A 21,357-nucleotide genomic window follows, 5' to 3' on the forward strand; every position below is an offset into this window, starting at 1 on the left:
ATACACAGATCGCTCCCCGGTATTCTGACTACCGACGAGACCCGCCGCTGGGTTGCCGGTGGTGTCTCTGATGGCGAGGTGCAGGAACTCTAGGGTCAGGACGCATTCGAAACGGGCGAGCTGGATGCTCTTTTGAAGAGATACGACGTTGGTAGGCTGCGTCTTATTGGTTTGGACATGAATTACTGTGTGCAAAAGACGGCGCTGGCGGCCAGAAAACGAGGCTATGAAGTCACCGTCGTGAAAGAGGGGACGCTCGCAGCTACACAGACGGAAAGCGCTGAAAAGAAGATGTCGTCAGTAGGTGTGGCCACTTGCTGAGCGGACATTGATCTTTCAAGCGCAAATGGCAGCAAAGTCCGCTCAGCTGGCCTTGGCATCGACAGCCGCGATCAGCCGGTGATTGAGTAGCTCCCAGCACTTAGGCCGACACGGATGAATGCCAACGTTGTCTTTATCGGCGCTAGTAGTTCACCTGCTCAAAGCCGTAGTTCCCTTCATAGTCACGCCAGTCGACAAAGACAGAACTGTGATAGATGTTGGGGCAATTCTGGCCCCAGCGTTCGAGGCCGAAATGGGCGGAGGGAAGGGCGGCTATGGAAGACCTCTGCCAGGCGAAGTCGCCTTGGGTTCCGTATGTGCCGAGGACCACGGTGGCGCTACGATTGCAGTCGCCGTCACGTCCGGATTCACGTTGTCGCGCATACCGGACATCAAAGACTCGGATGGATCGTACGAAGTTGAACTCAGGTCCGCTGATATTGATGTCTGCCCGATCTTGAACGAGCCGGAGGTCCTGGTCGGCGGGAACAAGGTATTCTGGCGCTTCTGGGGTGCGCCAAGCAGCCGTAATTGGGTCGGCGGTATTGCGCGCTGGAAAGGATTGTCGCGGTCCAGTGCTGTTGTTCTGGAAGAACGCTTCAAAGATGCGGTCTACACTGTTTGGTAGAGGAGCGGTCTCATAGGACGCGCCCATGGGACAGCGCCAGATTTGAAGCGGAGGTTCCACCGGCCAAGGCGTAATTCGTCGAATGAACTCGGCTCGGGCTCGGGCGCAAGGGACGGAAGCGGGCCAACCGCCAGAAATACACAAGAGGATCGCGCAATCGATCGGGTATGTCTGCGCTCTGGCAGACATCGGTAGCGAAAGGCCTGTCACGGTTAAAGCGACTACGACCGAGGGGAGGAGTTTCTTAACTAGATGACGCATGCTGAGGACCTGCTGTGACAGGGCTCAGTATACATACGATAATATACTATCGCAACACTAGATACGATGATGAATAATGAAGTTTATGTTATTTCTTCTCCGGCTAATGCCGACCTTCGCTTATGCTTGGTAAAGGTGCACATCGCGGGACAATGCCGTCATTCGTTTTTCATATTTCGCTGACGCAGCACGGCTTCGCGCATGCGGCAGGTTTGTCGCTGCGTTGCAGCTCAAGTTGCCAATGCGGTCATTCAATCTGGCTAAATGTCACAAAGTCCAAACTCCACCTTCGCTGTCTCTTCGCAGCATGTTTTCGAAAACAGTAAGGCGCACAACAACTTGAAGCACCTACAACAATCACACCAGTCCCGTAAATAATGACGGGATCTTTATCCATGGTTTACCGACGATCTTGAAGCGATTCCTCGACGGTCCAATTGTTGCGCTCTTGATCTAAAGATTTCACGATTTCGAAGCTCTAGTGACCAGATTGTTTGGCTACGAGATCCTCGCGCAGCGATAAACCTCCAAGGCTAGAATAATCCGTTTGCGGGGTTCTAAGAGTAGGACGGAATATTGACTTTCACCGCCATGGAACAGCCTTGAACCGACTTGTCGCTTTGGTCCTGAAGATTACCTTGCGGGAGACGGTATCGCTACTTCGACACCAACCACGGTTGTCCCCGCCAAGTTGCCCTGTGCAGACCCGGTCCACGCAACGACAACGCCAGCTGCTGATCGCGTAATCCTTGGAAATCCTACCGACTCTCGCCCACGATTGATGTGGAGTGCTTGTGGCGAAGTACACCCGCTCTCCGGCGACACCTGACACACGACTATTGCTTCACCGCCATTCGCATACTCCAACCAAAGAGCAAGTGCTTTGCCGTCACCCATCTGCAAGACATCTACGCGACCTGCGGGTGTGCCGAGATCGAGTTGCAACGGGTCTTCAAAGGATGCGCCCCCATCCCTGGAAAACGCAATTCGAGCCTTTGCCTCGCCATTGGCACCGGTGAACCACACGACTACCGCGTACGTTCCCAACGCATCGATGGCAGGTCCGTTGACAGGGCATCCTGCGATTTCCCAGCCGTCGCCGTAGATTGTTTCGGGGTCGGTCCATTCTTCTTCGACCAACCTGACAACCGAAATATCGCGGATTTCTTCGGCTGTTCGGTCCCTGTAAACCGCTATGATGTTACCTGCTTCCTTGCGGACGGCCGATGTTTGACAGCACGTACAAGCGCGTGGGTCGAGCAGGCTTTCCGGTCCCATTGAACCGTCCGGCGCAATGCGACGTGCGCGGACCTGCATGGCATTCTCATAGCTGTCGTCTGCGGCTTGATTATCGTATGCACGACCATCTAGCCAAAGAGCTGTCAAACCAGCGCTATCATCAGGGATTAGCGACACGAAACCATGTTCACGCTTTGATCGGTCATCGTGGGGTATGATTGGCGTTGTCCAGTTCAAACCCTCATCGAAGGAGAAAGCGATCTTTACGTCGTATTGATAGCTGCCCGGCCCATTCAATTCCAACCAATGCGCTGCAAGCGTCCCATCGCTAAGCCCAACGACTGACGGAAAGTCGGCCCAGTTCACAAACAGTGTCTCAGATTGATGAATTGTACGCGCCTCCGTCCAATAGGTGCCATCGAACAGGGCCATCCGAACGGCGTTGTTACCTTCGGTCCAACTCATCACGATCCGACCATCGGGCAGTGTTGAAAGCGAGGGTTCACGTGCGTGATCCCCAACCGGTGCAACCAGTGGTCTGACTGGAAACAGAGGGGCATCTTCAGCCGCTACAAAGGGCGCACCGAGCATAAAAAGAGCCGTGCAAACGAATAAAAATCTAATCGGCCTCAACCTCCGGTCCAACCGAAACGAGATAAGCCCAGACTGCCTTGGCATCCGTTTCTTTCTTCAATTTGAATGACATGCCAGATTTCGCCTTGCTGTCGTTCAGAAAAGTCGCGAGGAACTTCTTCGGATCTGCAATATAGGCTACGAAATCGCTCTCGTTCCAGACCAAGCCATTCTCGCCCGCTTCACGAATAGAGTCCCGAAATTTATTCCCAAACATTTCTTCGGTCCCTGCTGTTCGGTTGTACACACCATAAAGATTTGGCCCAACCGCGCCACCCTTTCGGATAACGTCACCATCCGTCCTGACGATTGAGTGGCAGGCCTTGCACTTGTTAAATACCTTGTCTCCGGCCGATGCGTCGCCGGTTGCATGTCCATCGGCGAGAACACCTGTTCCGGACAATGCCAATGCTAGCGTTGCGATAAATTTAGGTTTCATTCGTTTCTCTCCCCGTTGATGACAGTTATTATCTACTGGATGGCTGTTATGCTTTTGCCTCAGGTCGACAGGTCACTCAGTTAATTCCGTTTTCCCTTTGAAGAGCCCGTATATATGCCACGATATTCAATACTTCTGCTCGTGTTACGCCCTCGACAGCTGGCATGTTGCCAAACTTCCAATGGTGCGCCCGAACACCATTCTGTGCTGCGAGGACAAACGCCATGTCACCGTGGTGGCCCGGCTCATAAATCTTGTGCACCAGCGGTGGAGCAACGCCGTCCTGACCCTGCCCATTGACGCCGTGGCAGGTCGCGCAGGCCGCACCATAGGCACGCTTGCCGATTTGCTCTTGCTCGGTGAAACTTGGGGGCAGCCTGACAGTTGCAAGCGCACCTGCGGGAAGTGCCATTCTTTCGTCCGTCTGAGTACTCGTCTGGGAGTGGGTCGGCTGCAGGATGTACCATCCTGCCGCAGAAACGGCGATCAGAGCAAAAAATATTGCTGCCCATTTCATGCTATCAAACTCCTTCATTGTGAAGCGAGGTCTCCATGCCCCTCGAAAGGCAAAGTCGTTTTTCTGAGCGGCGATTGCTCGAATTGGCTGACCTTTTCCAGCGTACTGTCATCAGCCTGGGCCACTTCGGACGAGTGGCCTGACCCGGCAAAAAAAGCCGTGATTTCGTGATACCGGATTCGGGTGTCTTCCAAGGTCTGATAGTAGCGGAAAAGTTCCTTCAGCGGTGCCGAGAAGTCCTTGTGCGCTGCCAGGACGGCCACCAGCGCGCCGAGTGTGATCCGCCCTTCGATGACGAAATATCCACCCAGAGAGTAGAACAGGAATGGCGTCAGCGCGGTCAGAAAATTGTTGAGGGCCTTGATGAAGAACTTCAGACGGAAAATCTTCCTGCGCACGTGCTCAAGCTCTCTAAAACTTGCGCTTACTGGCAGCAGCCCGGCCGGATTGACCTGCCGTTCGCGCAATTGATCGCTGAGCTGCCTGCCAAGCTGTCGGACCTCCTTGATCCTGGTGCGTGAAAGCGCGTTGACCCGCCGTTGCAGCTTGGGCAGCAGCACGAGCTGAATTGGCAGTACCGTCAGTGCGGCGGCACCCAAGACAGGGTCCTGAACGAACATGAAAAACAGGATCGTCAGAAGCGTACCGCCTTGCAGGATTGGCAGCGTAAGGACATCTGCCGCGAAGCCACCGATGGGCTCGACTTCCTGTGCGAGAATAGGGACGATCTCGCTTTGGTTTCCGGAGTCTGGATCGCTGCGCCATTGCCGATAGACCAGCAGGCGGAAGCGCCGCAGAAAACGCTCGGCGACATACCCTTTGAAGACGTTAAGGCTATATTTGTTTAGCCCATTCAGGATAATAGCCAAAAGGTAGAGACCGCAAAGAAGCATGAGGAAAACGACCTGGTCGACGTCTCGTCCCAAAACGGCAACTGGGAAACGGCCAGAATCCAGAGCGTTGTTTACGATCTGTTTTGGCAGTTCCAAAGTCAGATAGAGTATAGGCATCGCGATGAGGCTAACCACGATCATCAACGCTTGCTGCCTTCTTGAATAGCGCAAGACGGTGCTGAAAAGACTTCCTTCGAGCCCTCGTATGGGCTCTGGGTGGATCGCAGGCGTGCTGCGGTACTTCCAAAGCTTCAGAATGCCGCGAATAGCAAGATATGAGCCAACACTGATCAGCAGCGCGGGGGCCAAGACCAGTATGAGATGAATGAACGGATGAACCCAGTCCGGCGTGGCATCGCTGTAGTCGTACCCAAGGGCGGCAGCTACGTCGTGTACAAGCAGGTGATACCTATCCAAGAGTGACATTGAAAATGTCTAATCCTTGGACTTCGGCGCAAGGTGATCGTGCACGATGATGACGCCCCACATGCCCGCTTCCCGGTGGCCGGGAATCAAGCATACGAACTCCAGGTTGGTCATATCGGAGAAATCCCAGATCAACTCGGCATTTTGCCCACTAGGGATCGAAACCGAGTTGGCGCTGTCATGCTGCATATCGGGATGTTCGCGCATCCATTGCTGATGTTTTGCGACCTCGTCAAAGGAACCGAGAAAGAACTCGTGATCCAATGCGCCGGTATTTCTGATTGAAAACTGGACAACCGAGCCGCTTTCAATCTGGATCGCGTCCGGCTCGAAAAGCATGTAGCCGCTTTCCGTCTCCCGTATGGATATTTCAATCGTCCTGTCGATCGAGGAGCCATCACCGGGTTTCCCGATCGGATCATGGCCAGGCACTTCGAAGGCTCGCGCGTGAGGCTGCTGGCCCTTGCCACTGGAAGCGCCCACTGAAAAAGCCGGAAGGACAAGCGCAAGGGCGATGGTGCAGGTTCTCAGGAAATTCTTCATGCTCGGCTACCTCCGTAGCGCTTGATTTTATGGGATCTTCTTGCTTGCTTGGGCTAAGCGATCAAGGCGATGGGGCCGGAGTGTTTACCCCCGGCCCCATTGTTAGTAGTTACTTCATCTGCGTGACGGTCAGTTTACCCTTGACCCGGTCGGCAACGAACTCGATGTCCTGACCTTCCGCCATCTTGGCCACCATCGCCTCGTCGGCGCGGAACACCATGGTCATTGCCGGCATATCCAGGTTGACGAGAGGGCCGTGGATAATTGTGACCTTGCCGGCCTTTGCGTCGATTTTCTTGATGGTGCCGCTTGTGTATTCCACGTCAGCCTGAGCCATCTGGTCACCGACTGCGACCTCACGGTGCATTCCCGATTCGTAGTGGCCCGGGATCAGGCACGCTGCTTCGAATGTGCCAGAATTTGCGAAAGTCCAGACAACTTCGCCCGAGGCGCCCGCATCGAGACGGATACGGTTCGGATCGTCATGTTCCATGTCCATCTTGGCCATTTCGATCTTGTGCTCGGCATTACGCTCTACCGTGTCGAGGACGAATTCATGCTCCAGCTCACCCTTGTTGGTGATGTTGAAGCGGATGGTTTCGCCCTCCTTGATATCCATCGGCTCACTCTCGATCAGCATCTGGCCCTCATCGTTTTCGAGCAAAGTGACGTCGATTGTGCGGTCAACCTTGGCGGCGTCACCCGGCATGCCGACCATCATTGCGGCTGGCTTGGTCTCCCCATGTCCGCCGTCGTGTGTACCTGCAGCAAAGGCCGGTGCTGATAGCGCGATCGCGAAGCTTGTCGTCAAAAGAAGATTTCTCATTTTATTGTCCTGTAGGTTGGTTCGGTTGGAGATGACGAAGGGCCGCTCAGCCCTTCGAGGTTGGTTTCGGTGTGAGAATGGTTTTGGGGCTGTTGTTGGAGGCAAAGTCGGGTAATTCGCCAGTCCATTCGTAGGCCATCTCGCCCGGAGGGTTCTCGTACCAGCCGGGATCGGAGTAATCGTCCGCGTCGATGCCGTCCCGCACCTTCACGACCGAAAACATGCCGCCCATCTCGATGGGTCCGTACGGGCCCCAACCCGTCATCATCGGGATGGTATTGTCGGGTAGCGGCATTTCCATTTTTGCCATGTCCCCCATGCCGGACATGCCCATCGGCATGTATTCCGGCTGGAATTGACGGATCTTCTGGGTCAGCGGCTTCTTGTTCACCCCGATGAACGTCGGCACGTCATGGCCCATGGCGTTCATCGTATGGTGCGATTTGTGGCAATGGATCGCCCAATCTCCCAGATGATCGGCGACGAATTCGTAGGCGCGCATCGCACCTACGGGAATGTCGATGCTGACCTCCGGCCACTGTGCTTCAGGCGGCACCCAGCCGCCATCCGTGCAGGTGACCTTGAAGTCATAGCCGTGCATATGGATCGGGTGGTTCGTCATCGTAAGGTTCCCAACCCGTACTCGCACCCGGTCGCCCTTGTTCACGACCAGCGGATCGATGTCGGGGAAGATCCGGCTGTTCCAGGTCCAAAGGTTGAAATCCGTCATCGTCATGATGCGGGGTACATAGGTACCCGGATCGATGTCGAAAGCATTCAGCATGATCAGGAAATCACGATCCACCGGCATGAATGTGGGATCCTTGGGGTGGACCACGAACATGCCCATCATCCCCATCGCCATCTGGGTCATTTCATCGCCGTGGGGGTGGTACATGAACGTTCCGGACTTCACCAAGTCGAATTCGTAGACGAAGGTTTTGCCCGGCGGGATGCTTGGATGGCTCAATCCGGAGACCCCATCCATGCCTGAAGGAAGAATGAGCCCGTGCCAGTGCACCGTTGTGCCTTCCGGCAGCTTATTGGTGACGTAGATGCGCACCCGGTCGCCTTCGACTGCTTCGATCGTCGGGCCGGTGGATTGGCCGTTGTAGCCCCACAAATGCGCGATCATGCCGTCGGCAAGCTCGCGTTCTACCGGTTCGGCCACGAGGTGAAATTCTTTCACCCCGTTGTTCATCCGGTGCGGCAGGGTCCACCCGTTCAATGTGACCACAGGTGTGTAGTCCGGCCCGGTACTAGGACGCGCCGTGATCGCCGTTGCTGCGCTATCCATTTGGGCAGCTTCGGGCAGGCCCATGTTCAGGGTTTGACCCCAGGCTTTCGAAGAGACCAGCGTTGCACCTGCCGCGCCGGCTCCGAGTAATTGACGTCTATTTAGCATGTCAGTTCCTTTCAGTGTCCTGCGCCGCCACCGGCGGCAAGTGTCGCGCCTTCTCCACCAGCACCGCCACCGCCTTCGCCGCCGCCATAGATCGCAGCGGTCAGATCAGCCTGTGCCATGTAGAATTCGCGTTTTGCGTTTGCCGCTTCCAGTGATGCGCCCAGTTTCTCGCGCACGTCTGTCAGCAGCTCGAAAGTGTTGGTGATCATGCCGTTATAAGACAGCAGCCCCTCTTCTTCGACGGTCGTGCGTAGCGGCACCAGAACGTCGCGATAGTGGCGGGCGATCTTATACGCGGCGTGATAGGAGGCTTCAGCACCACGCGCTTCGGACCGGACGTTGACGGCTCTTTCTGCCAGCACGTTGGCTGCTTGCAGGTACGACAATTCCGCCTTGCGCATCCGTGCCTTCCCGGTGTCGTAGATCGGGATTGCGAACTCCACCTCCACCTGAGGGGTGGTCACGGTCTCCGTTTCTCCGTCCTCAATTTCCCGCTCCGCTTCGAACCCGGCAATGAATTCGAGATCGCTGATAATGCGAGTCTGATCAGTCAGACCAAACGCCTTGGCCTGTGCTTCCAGGCCAAGTTTGGCAACGCGCAGATCAACCCGATTTCGCAATGCTTTCGCTTCGATGTCAGTCACACGGCCGACGGAACGCGGCAGCGCAGGAAGAGCATCGGGCACATAATAGTCGACTTCGGTGCCCCACAGCCCCATGAGCCTGGTCAGCTGCTCTTTGGACCGGGTAGCATTCAAGCGTGCCTGGGCAAGTTGTCCGGCGAGTTCGGCATTGAATGCCTGTTCACGGGCCTGCCCGGCTGTGTTAAGCGCGCCGGTCTCGCCCAGTCTCATCGCTAATTCCGATCCGGCGTCAGACGTCGCTTTCGCACGGCGGAGATAACTCACAGCCTCGAAGGCGGCTACGGCATCGACCCATGCCTTCCGCGTCTGATTGGCCAGTGCGAGTGTGTCGTTCACGGCGCTCAGTTGAGCCTGCCGGAAGTTTGCGTCTGCAATGGCCGTACGCTGCTTGCGAGTGGTGGCATCGAGCACGTTCGACCGGATCAGTCCCTCGATCGCCCTGTAGGCACCCAGTTCGGGCGCACCGATGCCCAGTATACCAATCGACACGATTGGGTTTTCCGGCATCGATTGCTGCCAGGCCTCTGCGGCAGACAGGCCGACGTTTGCATAGGACGCCTGCAACCCTTTGTTGTTCAGAAGCGCGACCTGAACGGCGGTGTCCGCCGAAATGGTCTTGCGGTGCACCATTGCGTGCACCTGCTTCTTCAAGGCCTCGTTTTCGGCCTGGGTTTCGGCGAAGGCTGTCCGTTTGCCGAGGGCTGGTGTGACCTGGCTGGAAATATTGGCGAAGCCAGCTTTTGGTTCCGTGTAGATGCCCGGCACAGCGGTAGCACAGGCACCCAGGATTAGCGGAAAGCCGAAAACCAGCGGAAACTTCGATACCCGCATCAGTTGCCCTCCGTCTGTTCTTGATTGACGGAACGCCAGTCGCGGGGACCTGTAGGGCCGCGATAGGTGTAGCCCGCCAAGGGGTCCTGATAGCTGATCGGCGATGAAACTGCCGTGTTGACGACGGCCTGTTGGGTCGCGACGGACGGCAACGGGGTGGGCTCATAGGCGCATGCGCCAAGCCCGAGGGCCGAAGCCCCCATAAGTAGATGAATTTTCATGAAAGTAACCTGATTGGTGAACGTTGTCTCACGCAGACTCTGCGCAAGGCTCACACCCGTTTTGGGCGTCGGTTCAGATCAGGAATCGAGGGGGCCGCAGGAACCCTGCTGTTTCCACCGAATACGTTTGACCGTCGAGAATGACATATTCACTTGTACCAACCGGCTCTGCTTCGATCTTGGTGTCTTCGAGGAAGACGACAGAAATACAGATACCGTTGCAACACTCTTGGGATTGTTGCTCTTTGCCATCCTTGTCGGACGCTGCGATGTCGCTTGCGACCCTAAGCTTCTCATGCGCGTGATGCGCATCGCTTCCGGTGTCATGAGTCATGGCGGCACCAACGACAACAATAGACTTGGCTTGATGTCCGTCATGCATGCCGGACGCCGCGTGAGCGGCAGAAGGTGGTGAAAATACCAAGGCTAACGCAAACGCAATGCACGTAAACGTCTTGAACCAGCATGATATGAAAACTCGAAAGCTCATGCTCTAGATATCGGATACCGAAGCAATCCAGTCAATCCGTCCTGCGCAGGAAGGTTTGTCGCTTTTTTGTGAAAAAGGCGAGATTCGGCCGCTGCCGTCAGAAAATGTTGCATATCAGAAACATATAAAGAGCCAATATTCCCCTCCGGTCAGCGGAGCGATGCTGACGCGTCTTGTGCTACCGAACTTCAGCCAGCTTCTCAGACCTGTAGCCCGCGTCGCTGATCGCTACCGCCAATGCAGTTTCATCCAGAGTGCTGTCGACGCCGACGATAGGTGCAGTCAGATCGCACGAAACTTTTGCATCTGGGTCGGCAGCCATGATGGGCTTTTGCATGGAAGCGGCACGATGGCCGCGATCTCCGCGCAGATTGCAATAGACCCTGAAAGGAGTCCGCCCACTCGGATAGGAATATTCCGTTCTGAAAATTACCGCCAGCGTAAGACATGCAGAAAAGCTACTTTCCAATGCTATCAACATTTCCGCAACTAGGTCCGGCAGTAACCTACCATTTGTTATGTCGCTCGGCCTGCAGTCGAGACATGGAACGCGGTTCAGGAGATTTCGAAACTTAAATTTCATTCGTCCCAAAGACCTGGAGCGAATGCTTGGTTCCCAAACGCAGGTTCAACATCCTCGATCTCAAGCCGTATATGTGCCAACGTTCTAACATGCAGAGGTTTTTCTCCGTCGACATGCCCGGTGTTCAATTTGTGAGCATTGTCTTGGCATTCAGCCTCGCAGCGTTACTGGCGGTCCTCTGCCTTTATATCTTGCTTTCGCCGGGCTTTGCAGCGGCTCTTGCCGCCGGCGGGCCATCGCTGGCCCGCTTTCTGAGGCAAGTTACGACCAACGGTCTGCCCGTAGTTTTTGCCATAAACTATGTCAGTTTTTTTCTTTTCGCGGTGATACAGAAACCAAAGGTCGCCCGCCGAGATACGGCGTTTTTCGTGCTGGTGGATATCTTGCTCAGAGCCATTCTCTTTCCAAGCCTCCACGCACTGATCTACGTTTTGTCTGCCGACTGGTTCGAGTCATTCGGGGGCAGTCGTGCAACCGCGTTGTCGGTCGTTGCCCCAACCCTTGCGCGTTCGGCGTTTTTTGAGAACATCTCCGGAGTTTATCTTTATGCGACAATGATCAGCGCGCTGCCGCTATATGTTTCAGCTTTCGGGCAGTCGGAATTTCTTGGACCGACCGTTCGTCGCTTGCCAATAAAAGCGGGCTTGATGCTGCTCGCCTTGTTTGCGTTTGCCCTGTCGGTCGGATTGATCGCAATCGGTGCACAAGGCATCGCATTCCTTCAGGGCTAAATGATGGCTGGCTATTCACCGTGGGAATGCGCGGCCTGAGGTGCCAACCATCGCGACAAGTAAACGCGCTCGAAAGCGAAGACAGCGATCATTCCGACAGCCGCATACAGAACGATCATCGGGTCGCTTTGAAGCTTCATCACGGTGAAAGCTGCCAGTACAACTACATCGAGCGCCAGGGCAGTCAAAAGCACGATACCTGAGGCGCCGACGTCTGCTCGACGATAGTGGAACACGCCCCAATGTATGATCATGTCCATGACGAGGTAAAAGAAGGCACCGAGGGATGCGATCCGGCCTAAATCAAAGAGCACGGCCAACGTCGCTGCGATGACGACAGTATAGACCAGGGTGTGGCGTTGGATGGGACCTGGCATACCGAAGTGGCTGTGCGGGATCATTTCCATGTCGGTCAGCATCGCCAGCATACGCGACACCGCGAAGACGCTGGCCAGAACGCCGGACGCCGTTGCGACAGCGGCCAGGATCACCGTGAGTATGAAGCCGGTTTGTCCAAGGGCGGGCTGCGCCGCCTGTGCCAGCGAATAGTCACGCGCTGAGATGATCTCCTCGATCGTGAGACTCGAACCGACCCCGTAGGCGACCAACAGGTAGACGACGACGCAGATTCCGATCGAGAACATGATCGCTCGGCCAACATTGCGATTTGGTTCAGTGATCTCGGCCCCGCTGTTGGTGATCGTGGTGAACCCCTTGAACGCGAGGATGGCCAGCGCCGTAGAGGCGATGAACCCCGTGAGCCCGTAGGATTGAGAGGTCTCGGACGCAGCGGCGAACGCAAAACCACTAGACCACAGGGCCGCGATGCCAAACAGAGCTATGCCTCCAATCTTGATCGCTGCCATGATCAGCGAGAACAGCCCGACCGAGCGATTTCCGGCGATGTTCACCAGAAAGGCGAAAACGATCACGGCCACGGCCAGGGCGGGGACCAGTGGGCCGCCTTCGATATCGAAAGGGCGCAAGACATAGGTGGCGAAGGTTCGCGCGACGAGGCTTTCCGCGATCACCATGCTGAGCGCCATCAGCAGCGCGGCACCGCCCGCGATGGCTCCGGGGCCATAGCACTTCTGCAGGATCATGGCGATGCCACCCGAGGACGGCCATTTGTTCGACATCCTGATGTAGCTGTAGGCGCTGAAGCTTGTGACGACCGCGCCGGCGATGAATGCAAGCGGGAAAAGCGGGCCGGCGAGCTGCGCGATTTGCCCCGTCAACGCAAAGATTCCGGCGCCGATCATCACGCCTGTTCCCATCGCAATGGCTCCGCCCAGACTGATGGAATCTTCGCGGTACGTTTCTTTTTCGCTCTGCATAAATGGTCCCCTTTTAATTTTGGTTCGTCCGAATGCTGTTGCGCGCTTCTAGATACGAACGCCGCGAAGGCGCAGCGAATTGAGCACCACCGAGATTGACGACGCGCTCATGGCGAAGGCAGCAAACATCGGACTGATGAGGATGCCAAAGAAGGGAAACAGAACTCCCGCCGCGACCGGCACGCCGGAGGCGTTGTAGATCAGCGCGAAGAACAGGTTCTGGCGGATGTTGCGCATAGTGGCCCGGGCGAGCCGCCGCGCACGCACGATACCGTCGAGGTTGCCCTTGACCAGCGTGATGCCCGCGCTTTCGATGGCCACATCGGCGCCAGTGCCCATGGCGATGCCGACATCGGCTTGTGCCAAGGCCGGCGCGTCGTTGACGCCATCCCCGGCCATCGCGACCCTGTGACCCGCCTCTTGCAATTCACGGATGATCCGCGCCTTGTCCTCCGGCAGCACGTCGGCCCGGATCTCATCGATGCCGAGCCGTGCGCCGATGGCGTTGGCAGTGCGTTCGTTGTCTCCGGTCGCCATGATGACGCGGAACCCCAGTTCATGCAGGTCCTTGATGGCCGCAGGTGTGCTCTTCTTCACCGGATCGGCGACAGCGACAAGACCTGCAATGTCGCCATCCAGCACCACGAACATTACCGTCTCACCTTCGTCGCGGCGGGCATTGGCCTTGGCGGTCAACGCGCCTGCCTCGAGCCCTAGTTCGCGGATCATCGCCAGATTGCCGAGCGCCACCGCTTTGCCGCCCACAACACCCTTGACGCCCTTGCCAGTGATCGCCTCGAAGTCCCGAGCATTGTCCATTTTGACATCTCGCTCCTCCGCACCCCTGACGATCGCTTCGGCCAAGGGGTGCTCCGATCCGCGCTCAAGCGATGCGGCGAGACGCAAGACCTCGGCTTCGTCGTGGCCGGGTTGCGGGAGTACGTCGACAAGCCGCGGCTTGCCTTCGGTCAACGTGCCGGTCTTGTCGACGATCAGGGTATCGACTTTCTCGAACCGCTCCAGCGCCTCGGCGTTCTTGATTAGGACCCCTGCCTGAGCGCCCCGTCCTGTCGCCGTCATGATCGACATCGGTGTCGCCAGGCCAAGCGCACAAGGACAAGCGATGATCAGAACCGCCACTGCCGAAATCAATGCGTAGGAAAGCGCAGGCGCGGGCCCCCAGATCGCCCAGGCGATGAAGGACAGGACCGCGATACCGATGACGGCCGGAACGAAATATCCCGCCACCTTGTCGGCATATTTCTGGATCGGGGCGCGCGAGCGCTGCGCGTTCGACACCATCTCGACAATTTGAGCCAGCATCGTGTCGGACCCGACACGCGTCGCCTCCATCACCAGACTGCCAGTGCCGTTGATCGTCGCACCAGTTACCGGGTCGCCTTCGGTCTTCTCGACCGGCACAGGTTCACCGGAGATCATGCTTTCGTCGATCGAGGACCGGCCGTCCAGAACCACGCCATCGACAGGAACCTTGTCACCGGGCCGTACGCGCAGCCGGTCGCCGACCTGTACGTCCTCCAGCGGGATCTCCTCTTCGGAGCCATCGTCCCGCATGACCCGCGCGGTCTTGGCGGCCATATCGAGTAGCGCACGGATCGCCTTGCCGGTTCCTTCACGTGCGCGCAATTCCATCACCTGACCGAGCAGCACGAGCGTCACGATCACCGCCGCCGCCTCGAAGTAGACGCCGACATGGCCTTCGGAGTCTCGGAACCCATCAGGGAATATGTCCGGTGCGAGAACGGCAACGACGCTGAAGAGCCAGGCGGCAAGAACGCCCATGCCGATCAGGGAGAACATGTTGAGGTTCAATGTGCGGAACGAAATCCATCCGCGTTCCAGAAACGGCCAGCCGCACCACAAGACCACTGGCGTTGCCAGGATCAATTCGATCCATTGTGTGGTGCCTTCGCCAAAAAAAGTCCGGACTGCGGGGAAACCGACGAATGGCCCCATCGTGAGGACAAGGAGCGGGATCGTCAGGACTGTGCCGACCCAGAACCGCCGTGTGAAATCCACCAGTTCGGGATTTGGACCTTCATCGCCCGGCACACCGGATTCCAGTTCCAACCCCATGCCACAGATCGGGCACGCGCCCGGATCAGGCTGCCGCACCTGAGGGTGCATCGGGCAAGTGTAAATGGGACCATCATGCCCTTGGGGAACCAGATCATATCGTCCATCCGCCGGCGCGGCACCTGCTTGGTGGTCGTGATGATCATGTGCTGAATGGACCTCGAGCTCCGATTCCGGCACGAGATGCATCCCGCATTTCGGACAATTGCCGGGCTCAACCTGCCGCACCTCAGGGTGCATTGGGCAAACGAATACCGAAGAAGCTGCTGTGGTTTCAGAACTGTCGGGGGTGCTCATTTTGCGGTCCTTTCCGAGAATGCTTCTCTTGCCTAAGGCTTCCATCCACAGGAGGGTCAAGAGAGATCAGTATGGTGATTACATTGCGGATCTGCGGGGTGGCGCTGTCCGGCCCCGTTCCCGTCGGGCGAGCACGATCAACGCCAGCCCGACCAACACCATCGGCATGGAGAGCAACTGGCCCATCGTCAAACCCCACTCACCAAAATGGAGCGCATGGCCAATCGGGTTGTCCGCCGTCACAAACTGTTGGTCCGGTTGCCGGAACATCTCGACGAAACTTCGGGCAAGACCATAGCCGGTCAGAAACACGCCAGCCAAGGCACCGGGCATTTTCAGCCAGCCCCGGCCCCAAGCGAGATAAATGAGCAGCATTCCAAGAATGAGCCCCTCCAATAGCGCCTCGTACAGCTGGGACGGGTGTCGGGCGCAGAGGCCGCTAATCCCTGGGCAGGCCTGCGCGACTTCGCCGGGAAAGATCACCGCCCAGGGAACGTCCGTCGGCCGCCCCCACAGCTCGTTGTTGGTGAAGTTCGCCAGCCTCCCAAGAAACAAGCCTGGTGGTGTTGTCAAAGCCAGCAAGTCGCCAGTGCTGAGCAATGACGCGTTTTGTCGAAGGCAGAACAACAAGGCCGCGATGACAACGCCCGCGAAGCCCCCGTGGAAAGACATGCCGCCTTGCCAGACCATCAGAATCTCCAAGGGATTGGCGAGATAATATGCGGGCTGGTAGAACAGTACAAAGCCCAGGCGACCACCAGCAATCACGCCGATGATGATCCACGTCAGAAGATCTTCGATCTGCGTCCGGTCAAGCGGCGGTCCAACTGATGTCCAGAGCGCGGGACGGCTTATGGCACTCAAACAAATGCGCCAGCCAATCAGGATACCGAAGATATAGGCTAGCGCGTACCAGCGGAGTGCGAATGTGACCCCCCCGATGTCGAAGGAGAAGAGGTCGGTTCCAATATCCGGAAATGGCAATCCCGCTGGCAGCACTGGGTCAGTTCCTCATCAGGAATTTACGTGGGGATTAGATGGCATTAATCGAGCACCGCCAATGGCGCTGGCTCTGCGACAGGGCATCCAACGCCCATCCCGCCATCACGCGGTGTCGAGGGCGTCCCGCAGGAGATCGCGGACTTCGCCGGCGACCGCGTCCAGGTCTTGGTTCTGCACCGCCTGCATCGAAGCGACAGGATCGACCGCGCTGACCTCGGTGTCGCCGTCCACTTGCCGCAGGATAACATTGCAGGGAAGCATCGCACCGATGCGAGGCTCGATCTCGATGGCTTTGTGCGCCATGCCCGGATTACAGGCCCCCAAGATGCGGTAAGGCGGCATGTCCGCATCAAGTTTCTTTTTCATCGTCGCTTTGACGTCAATCTCAGTCAAAACGCCGAAGCCCTTGTCTGCCAAAGCATCCCGAACACGCATCTCTGCGTCATCGATTTTGGTGTCTTTCAGGACGCGATCATAGGTATAGGCCATGGGAATTTTCCTTTCAGTGTCTCTATTTGTTGGCATACCGAGGCTAAACGGTTCAGGTCGCGGTTCGGTTCAATGTCCCGACCGCGAATGGTTTTGGCGTTGTGAGGACGGGTGCCGGAAAATAAACCGGCACCCATTGGCTCAGTTGTCCTGCATCATGGAGCCGTTGCCCATGCCCTGACCGTTGCCGGGCCGCGCAGGCGCATCTGCCATATTCGACCGCATCATCTGCATCCGCTCCATCCTATCGGCAGGAGCGGCCATCTCTTCCGGCGTCACCGCGCCGTCGCCATCGGCATCGAGGTGTTGGAAACGATCCACCATCATTTCGCGGATCATTGCGCTGTGGAGAGCTTCAAACTCGGTAATCGAGAGGTTTCCATCCCCATCGCTGTCAAACTCGGAAAGCTTGGCCTGAAGCCGCGTGCGCATTTCTTCCGGCGTGGTTGTGCCGTCTCCATCAGTGTCGAACATTTGCATCATGCCGGCACCCATGCCTGGGCCCATCATACCACTGCCCATGCCTGCGCCCATCATGCCGCCGCCCATCATGTTCCCGTGCATGCGCTTCATCATGTCCATCATTCCGCCCATGTTCGCCATCATGCCCGGACCACCGTTCTGCATCATGCCTGCCCCACCTTGGGCACCAAGCTGCCCACCGTGCCCATGGTTGGCATCCGCGAAGGCCGCGCCACCAAAGGCGGTTGCAGCCAGGGTCATTGCAGCGAGTAAAGTGTTGCGTTTCATTTCGATCACCTCGTGTCAGTGTTGCGATACCCACTATATGGGATGCACCTGCAGATGCGGAATAACACGCGAGCCGGTGTTTTGTATCGCGAGGTCACAAAGGCGGGGTCTGTTACAAACTGCGACAAATCAATTCGGGGCGAACGCTCCTCTTCATCTAAGACATGCGATATCCAGAGAAAAACCTGTCGAGGAGTCGTGTACCAACTGACACCGAAACCATGTTTCGGTGGAAGTGAAATTCGGAAGAGTTGGTGTCGAGAGTGGCAGAGGCCCTGATGTTCCCGAAAATTCAGTCATTCAACCCATGGCAGGAGGCTGCAAGTTGCTCTTTTTGAACCGCATTTTCTTGGTGCTTGCCTTGGTGATTTTGGCGGGGTGCGGTGCAGGAAACGACATGCGCCCTGATGCTTCAGCCGAAGTCATCAGTAGTGCATCCTACAGTCACGACGGACCGGCCGCGTTGACGCTGTACACTATGATCAATAACAGGTCCGGGGCGGGTGCGCATACCAGCGTCATGATCAATGGGTCGCAGCGCGTTATCTTCGATCCGGCAGGAACGGTCCGGCTGAGCGCGGTACCGGAACGGGGAGATGTGCTTTATGGCATTACTCCACAAGTGGCCGATTTTTACGCACGGGCTCATGCACGGGAGACCTACCATGTCGTCATACAAGAGATCGATGTGTCCCCCGAAGTCGCGGAGCGCGCCTTGCAACTTGCATTGGCAAACGGTCCGGCTGCTTCAGGCTTTTGTAGCGTCAGTACTTCTGCGATCCTAAGGCAATTACCAGGATTTGAATCCATTGGACGCACATTTTTTCCAAAGCGCCTGATGGCGGATTTTGGCAAGTTGCCGGGCGTGCGAACCACAAAGCTGTTCGAGAACGATGAGGACGACAAATCCGTAGCGATCGCACAGTTCGAAAATTCACTTGCGACGCGGCCTTGAGTGTTCGTCCAACAATTCGTTGCAAGTTGTCCCTGCACGACGCGGTACTCGGCGTGTGAGCCAAAGATTCTCTGTCCTACGAATAGGTCAGCTTCGAGCGGTAACGCTGTCTTCGGCCGAGTAAAGGAACGCCGTCGATCCGACAGCGACATTCGGATAGAGATCATTGATATGGGCCATCACCATGCGCACGCATCCCGAACTGGCCCGGCCGCCAATGCTGCGAGGGCTCGGCGTTCCGTGAATTCGAAGGTACGTATCCCGATCTCCGACGAATAGATACAAAGCCCTGCTGCCCAAGGCATTGTTGGGGCCGGGCTCCATACCGTCGGCAAACCGCTCGTAAGCCTCCGGATCGCGTTCGATCATTGACTGTGTTGGCGTCCAGTGCGGCCATTCGACCTTTCGGCGGATCGTATAGGTGCCGGGTTCATAGAGATCGCCCTTGGCAATCGCGACCCCGTAGCGCATCGCGGTGCCATCTTCCTCGATATGGTACAGATAGCGCGCGATCGCATCGACGTGAATGTCACCCGGGCGCAAACCGTCATTCGCCAAAACGCGTTGCGGCAGCAGCCTGGGATGCAGCCCCCATGGGTTGGTTGTTGCCGGGTCATAGTTGGCGGGCGTGACCTGCGCATCCCAAGCTGCTTTTTCGGCTGTTGTCGGCCAGGTCTTAGCGAATGCTGGCGAACTCAGAGAAGCTGAAAACAGCGAGCCGGAAAGTGCAAGGAAGTGTCGTCTTGTAACCATGAAGCGAAGCCCTTTGTTTGTTTTCGATGAATGCGAGACGATTCAAGAAACGTCCGCGACCCCATGCCATCGACCCTTTTGATGTCTTGCGATCGCGACCAACCAGAGGCAAGCAAGGACACCGCTTAGGATCGCGTTCCAACTCGCCATGGACAACGTCAGAAATTCCCAGACAACCTCATTGCACAGAACAAGAGTGGACGCATTTGAACTCGCAGAGGGCAGCAATTCCGATACCGACATTTGGGAAACATCGAGGCCGGATCCCGTGCAAGAAGTCGGTCCCTCCCACCAGCCGCGCTCGACACCGGTATGAAACATTCCCAACGCGGATGTGCTGAGTGCCGACAGGGCACCGATTATCAGGATTGGCAAAATCGGCAGAGCAAAGAGCAACAGAGCGCCCATTCCAATGGCGATTGCGTGTGGGTAGCGTTGCCAGATGCACATTGCGCACGGCGCGTACCCAAGAGCCTGGAAAACGAAGGCCCCTAACAGCAAGGCGGCTGATCCTGCCGCCGCAGTCATGCCGAGAGATTTTGGTGTCAGGGTCAATGAACGCTCCCGTTGGCAATCGATGGACCTGTTTCTCGCTTGTCAGGTTACGTAGACGGCAAAAGGCCTGTTATCATTCAGAGATTTGTAACGGTATGTATCCGTCTCGACCCTCAGCCGACTCTGATCCACGTTGCCATACCGTCGGCTTGGTGGCTCAACATGTGGCAATGCAGCATCCAGGATCCCGGATTGTCCAGGACGACGAGAATATCCCGCGTCTCGCCGATATCCAGGAAGGTCGAGTCCCGGTATGGACCGGCTTCCCCCGCCGCATCGAGTTCCCAGAAATGGTGGCCATGCAGATGCATGACGTGTGGAAACCCGGTTTCGTTGCGGATTGAAATGCGCACGGTCGTCCCCCGCGCGACGGATAGGAAAGGGGTTCGAGGCAGTCCAGATACGTCATTGAGCGCCCATGTTCCAGTGCCGTTATGGGACGCGCTTCCCGCACCTCCCTGGAGCACCAGCTCCGCGGTTTGGCCGGGGTCTTGCGGGGCGGGCATTCGGTTGGCGGGCAACGCGGTGATGGGCACTTTCGCAGGGTCACGAGAGCCGGAAACAGCGATTTCGCCAAGGCTCAACGTCCACTCTCCAAAGCTGTCGTCGAATCTAATAGGCCCGGTCGCATCACCAATCACATCGCATCTTTGCCCCGGAGCTAGGAGGATGGGTTCGAGTGTCTGTGGCTGCGCCAGGGGCATACCATCCAGTGCAACGATCTTGCCTGCCAGACCGTCCAGCCCGACACGGTAAACCCTGTCGATAGAGGGATTTATCAGGCGCAAACGCAGGCGGTCGCCTTGTCTCACATTCTTGCTGGTTCCATTGGAAACAAGCGCCGTGACCGTATTGCCGATACGGCCCTCGGTCGCGAAATGAGCCGGGTTGAACCCTTCGTCGTACTGTCCGGACTGATCCAACAAGACATCGAAGAACTGAACAACAATGTCATGGTCGACAGCCGGCGCATTTTGCTCCTCGACGATGAAGGCGCCGAAAAGGCCGCGGCTGACCTGATCGTAAGACAGGTAATGCGAGTGATACCAATACGTGCCGGCATCCGGGACGCCGAATTGATAACGATACGTGTCGCCCGGAATGACCACATCCTGAGTGAGAACGTTGACACCATCCATCCGATTTGGAACCCGCAACCCATGCCAGTGAACAAGAGCGCCCTCCTCCAATCGGTTATCGAGGGTAATGCGGGCGGTTTGTCCTTGTCGCATTCTGACTTCTGGGCCCGGCAGACCACCGTTGAAGCCCAACATCGACACGTCGTACCCAGCAAGGCGCGCCTTGATCGATTGGGGCGCGAGGATCAACTCGCGTGTCGCTGCTGGCAAGCGGGTACCAGCCAGCGCAACGGTCATCCCGCCAAGGAAAGACCTCCGGCTCAAAGACAATTCCGTCACCTCATGAATGATGGACTGGCTTTCGCCAACTGCCGCACTTGTGCCATTTCCGGAAGAGGAACTTCAAGGCGAC

The 21,357-nt window shown here is 57.0% G+C and carries 22 protein-coding genes and 1 pseudogene; 3 read left to right on the plus strand and 20 right to left on the minus strand.

The window, feature by feature from the left end:
• Positions 1–111: 111 nt before the first annotated feature.
• Positions 112–321, plus strand: a pseudogene (locus tag VWY34_RS02850) (cysteine hydrolase family protein); the annotation flags it as partial.
• 142 nt (positions 322–463) lie between these two features.
• On the opposite strand, the gene VWY34_RS02855 reads toward VWY34_RS02850, so the two are convergent.
• The 12 genes from VWY34_RS02855 to VWY34_RS02910 all read right to left on the minus strand — a co-directional run bounded on the left by VWY34_RS02855 (position 464) and on the right by VWY34_RS02910 (position 10,798).
• Positions 464–1,210, minus strand: a complete 747-nt coding sequence (locus tag VWY34_RS02855) for a hypothetical protein (RefSeq protein ID WP_416549008.1) — start codon at positions 1,208–1,210, stop codon at positions 464–466.
• 633 nt (positions 1,211–1,843) lie between these two features.
• Positions 1,844–2,914: a sialidase family protein gene (locus VWY34_RS02860; RefSeq protein WP_096708181.1), complete on the minus strand. Its 1,071-nt coding sequence runs from the start codon at positions 2,912–2,914 to the stop codon at positions 1,844–1,846.
• A gap of 154 nt (positions 2,915–3,068) precedes the next feature.
• Positions 3,069–3,521 carry a c-type cytochrome gene (locus VWY34_RS02865; protein ID WP_027238598.1) on the minus strand — a complete coding sequence of 151 codons (453 nt, stop codon included), beginning with the start codon at positions 3,519–3,521 and terminating at the stop codon, positions 3,069–3,071.
• Between the two features lie 76 nt (positions 3,522–3,597).
• On the minus strand, positions 3,598–4,056 hold the full coding sequence (locus VWY34_RS02870; RefSeq protein WP_036783961.1) for a c-type cytochrome: 459 nt from the start codon (positions 4,054–4,056) through the stop codon (positions 3,598–3,600).
• A complete protein-coding gene (locus VWY34_RS02875) occupies positions 4,053–5,357 on the minus strand; it encodes an ABC transporter transmembrane domain-containing protein (protein ID WP_027238596.1) in 1,305 nt (434 codons plus the stop codon). The genes VWY34_RS02870 and VWY34_RS02875 overlap by 4 nt, the downstream gene beginning before the upstream one ends.
• Positions 5,358–5,366: 9 nt before the next feature.
• Entirely contained in the window at positions 5,367–5,900 is a 534-nt protein-coding gene (locus VWY34_RS02880) for a cupredoxin domain-containing protein (protein WP_027238595.1), read from the minus strand.
• A 109-nt stretch (positions 5,901–6,009) separates the two neighbouring features.
• Positions 6,010–6,726 (minus strand): copper-binding protein, encoded by a 717-nt coding sequence (locus tag VWY34_RS02885; protein WP_027238594.1) that lies wholly within the window; start codon positions 6,724–6,726, stop codon positions 6,010–6,012.
• 46 nt (positions 6,727–6,772) lie between these two features.
• On the minus strand, positions 6,773–8,131 hold the full coding sequence (locus tag VWY34_RS02890) for a multicopper oxidase family protein (RefSeq protein ID WP_027238593.1): 1,359 nt from the start codon (positions 8,129–8,131) through the stop codon (positions 6,773–6,775).
• An 11-nt stretch (positions 8,132–8,142) separates the two neighbouring features.
• Positions 8,143–9,606 (minus strand): TolC family protein, encoded by a 1,464-nt coding sequence (locus VWY34_RS02895; protein WP_027238592.1) that lies wholly within the window; start codon positions 9,604–9,606, stop codon positions 8,143–8,145.
• Entirely contained in the window at positions 9,606–9,827 is a 222-nt protein-coding gene (locus VWY34_RS02900) for a hypothetical protein (protein ID WP_226892491.1), read from the minus strand. The genes VWY34_RS02895 and VWY34_RS02900 overlap by 1 nt, the downstream gene beginning before the upstream one ends.
• Before the next feature lie 73 nt (positions 9,828–9,900).
• Positions 9,901–10,317: a hypothetical protein gene (locus tag VWY34_RS02905; RefSeq protein WP_027238590.1), complete on the minus strand. Its 417-nt coding sequence runs from the start codon at positions 10,315–10,317 to the stop codon at positions 9,901–9,903.
• Between the two features lie 178 nt (positions 10,318–10,495).
• Positions 10,496–10,798 carry a hypothetical protein gene (locus VWY34_RS02910; protein WP_123618724.1) on the minus strand — a complete coding sequence of 101 codons (303 nt, stop codon included), beginning with the start codon at positions 10,796–10,798 and terminating at the stop codon, positions 10,496–10,498.
• A 128-nt stretch (positions 10,799–10,926) separates the two neighbouring features.
• Here VWY34_RS02910 and VWY34_RS02915 point away from each other — a divergent pair, with 128 nt between their 5' ends.
• Positions 10,927–11,631, plus strand: a complete 705-nt coding sequence (locus tag VWY34_RS02915; protein ID WP_237455014.1) for a hypothetical protein — start codon at positions 10,927–10,929, stop codon at positions 11,629–11,631.
• 11 nt (positions 11,632–11,642) lie between these two features.
• Here VWY34_RS02915 and VWY34_RS02920 read toward each other — a convergent pair whose 3' ends face one another.
• The 5 genes from VWY34_RS02920 to VWY34_RS02940 form a co-directional block, all read right to left on the minus strand.
• Entirely contained in the window at positions 11,643–12,968 is a 1,326-nt protein-coding gene (locus VWY34_RS02920; RefSeq protein WP_096873520.1) for an APC family permease, read from the minus strand.
• Positions 12,969–13,016: 48 nt separating this feature from the next.
• The gene (locus VWY34_RS02925) at positions 13,017–15,305 is read right to left on the minus strand and encodes a copper-transporting P-type ATPase (protein WP_394379490.1); all 2,289 of its coding nucleotides are present in this window, start codon (positions 15,303–15,305) and stop codon (positions 13,017–13,019) included.
• 135 nt (positions 15,306–15,440) lie between these two features.
• A complete protein-coding gene (lgt, locus tag VWY34_RS02930) occupies positions 15,441–16,361 on the minus strand; it encodes a prolipoprotein diacylglyceryl transferase (RefSeq protein ID WP_058123688.1) in 921 nt (306 codons plus the stop codon).
• Positions 16,362–16,466: 105 nt separating this feature from the next.
• Positions 16,467–16,853, minus strand: coding sequence for a DUF302 domain-containing protein (locus tag VWY34_RS02935; protein ID WP_046212135.1), 387 nt, complete (start codon positions 16,851–16,853; stop codon positions 16,467–16,469).
• A 141-nt stretch (positions 16,854–16,994) separates the two neighbouring features.
• Positions 16,995–17,603 carry an EF-hand domain-containing protein gene (locus VWY34_RS02940; protein ID WP_237455013.1) on the minus strand — a complete coding sequence of 203 codons (609 nt, stop codon included), beginning with the start codon at positions 17,601–17,603 and terminating at the stop codon, positions 16,995–16,997.
• Positions 17,604–18,000: 397 nt separating this feature from the next.
• On the opposite strand from VWY34_RS02940, the gene VWY34_RS02945 reads away from it, so the two are divergent.
• Complete coding sequence (locus VWY34_RS02945) at positions 18,001–18,558, plus strand: hypothetical protein (protein ID WP_233486466.1); 558 nt, start codon at positions 18,001–18,003, stop codon at positions 18,556–18,558.
• Positions 18,559–18,645: 87 nt separating this feature from the next.
• Here VWY34_RS02945 and VWY34_RS02950 read toward each other — a convergent pair whose 3' ends face one another.
• The 3 genes from VWY34_RS02950 to VWY34_RS02960 form a co-directional block, all read right to left on the minus strand.
• Positions 18,646–19,311 carry a L,D-transpeptidase gene (locus VWY34_RS02950; RefSeq protein WP_024099381.1) on the minus strand — a complete coding sequence of 222 codons (666 nt, stop codon included), beginning with the start codon at positions 19,309–19,311 and terminating at the stop codon, positions 18,646–18,648.
• A 42-nt stretch (positions 19,312–19,353) separates the two neighbouring features.
• Positions 19,354–19,839, minus strand: coding sequence for a disulfide bond formation protein B (locus tag VWY34_RS02955; protein ID WP_040104428.1), 486 nt, complete (start codon positions 19,837–19,839; stop codon positions 19,354–19,356).
• Between the two features lie 140 nt (positions 19,840–19,979).
• Positions 19,980–21,242 carry a multicopper oxidase family protein gene (locus VWY34_RS02960; protein WP_092465203.1) on the minus strand — a complete coding sequence of 421 codons (1,263 nt, stop codon included), beginning with the start codon at positions 21,240–21,242 and terminating at the stop codon, positions 19,980–19,982.
• Positions 21,243–21,357: the final 115 nt, after the last annotated feature.

Source organism: Phaeobacter sp. JH20_02 (assembly GCF_048056915.1).
GTDB lineage: Bacteria > Pseudomonadota > Alphaproteobacteria > Rhodobacterales > Rhodobacteraceae > Phaeobacter > Phaeobacter bryozoorum.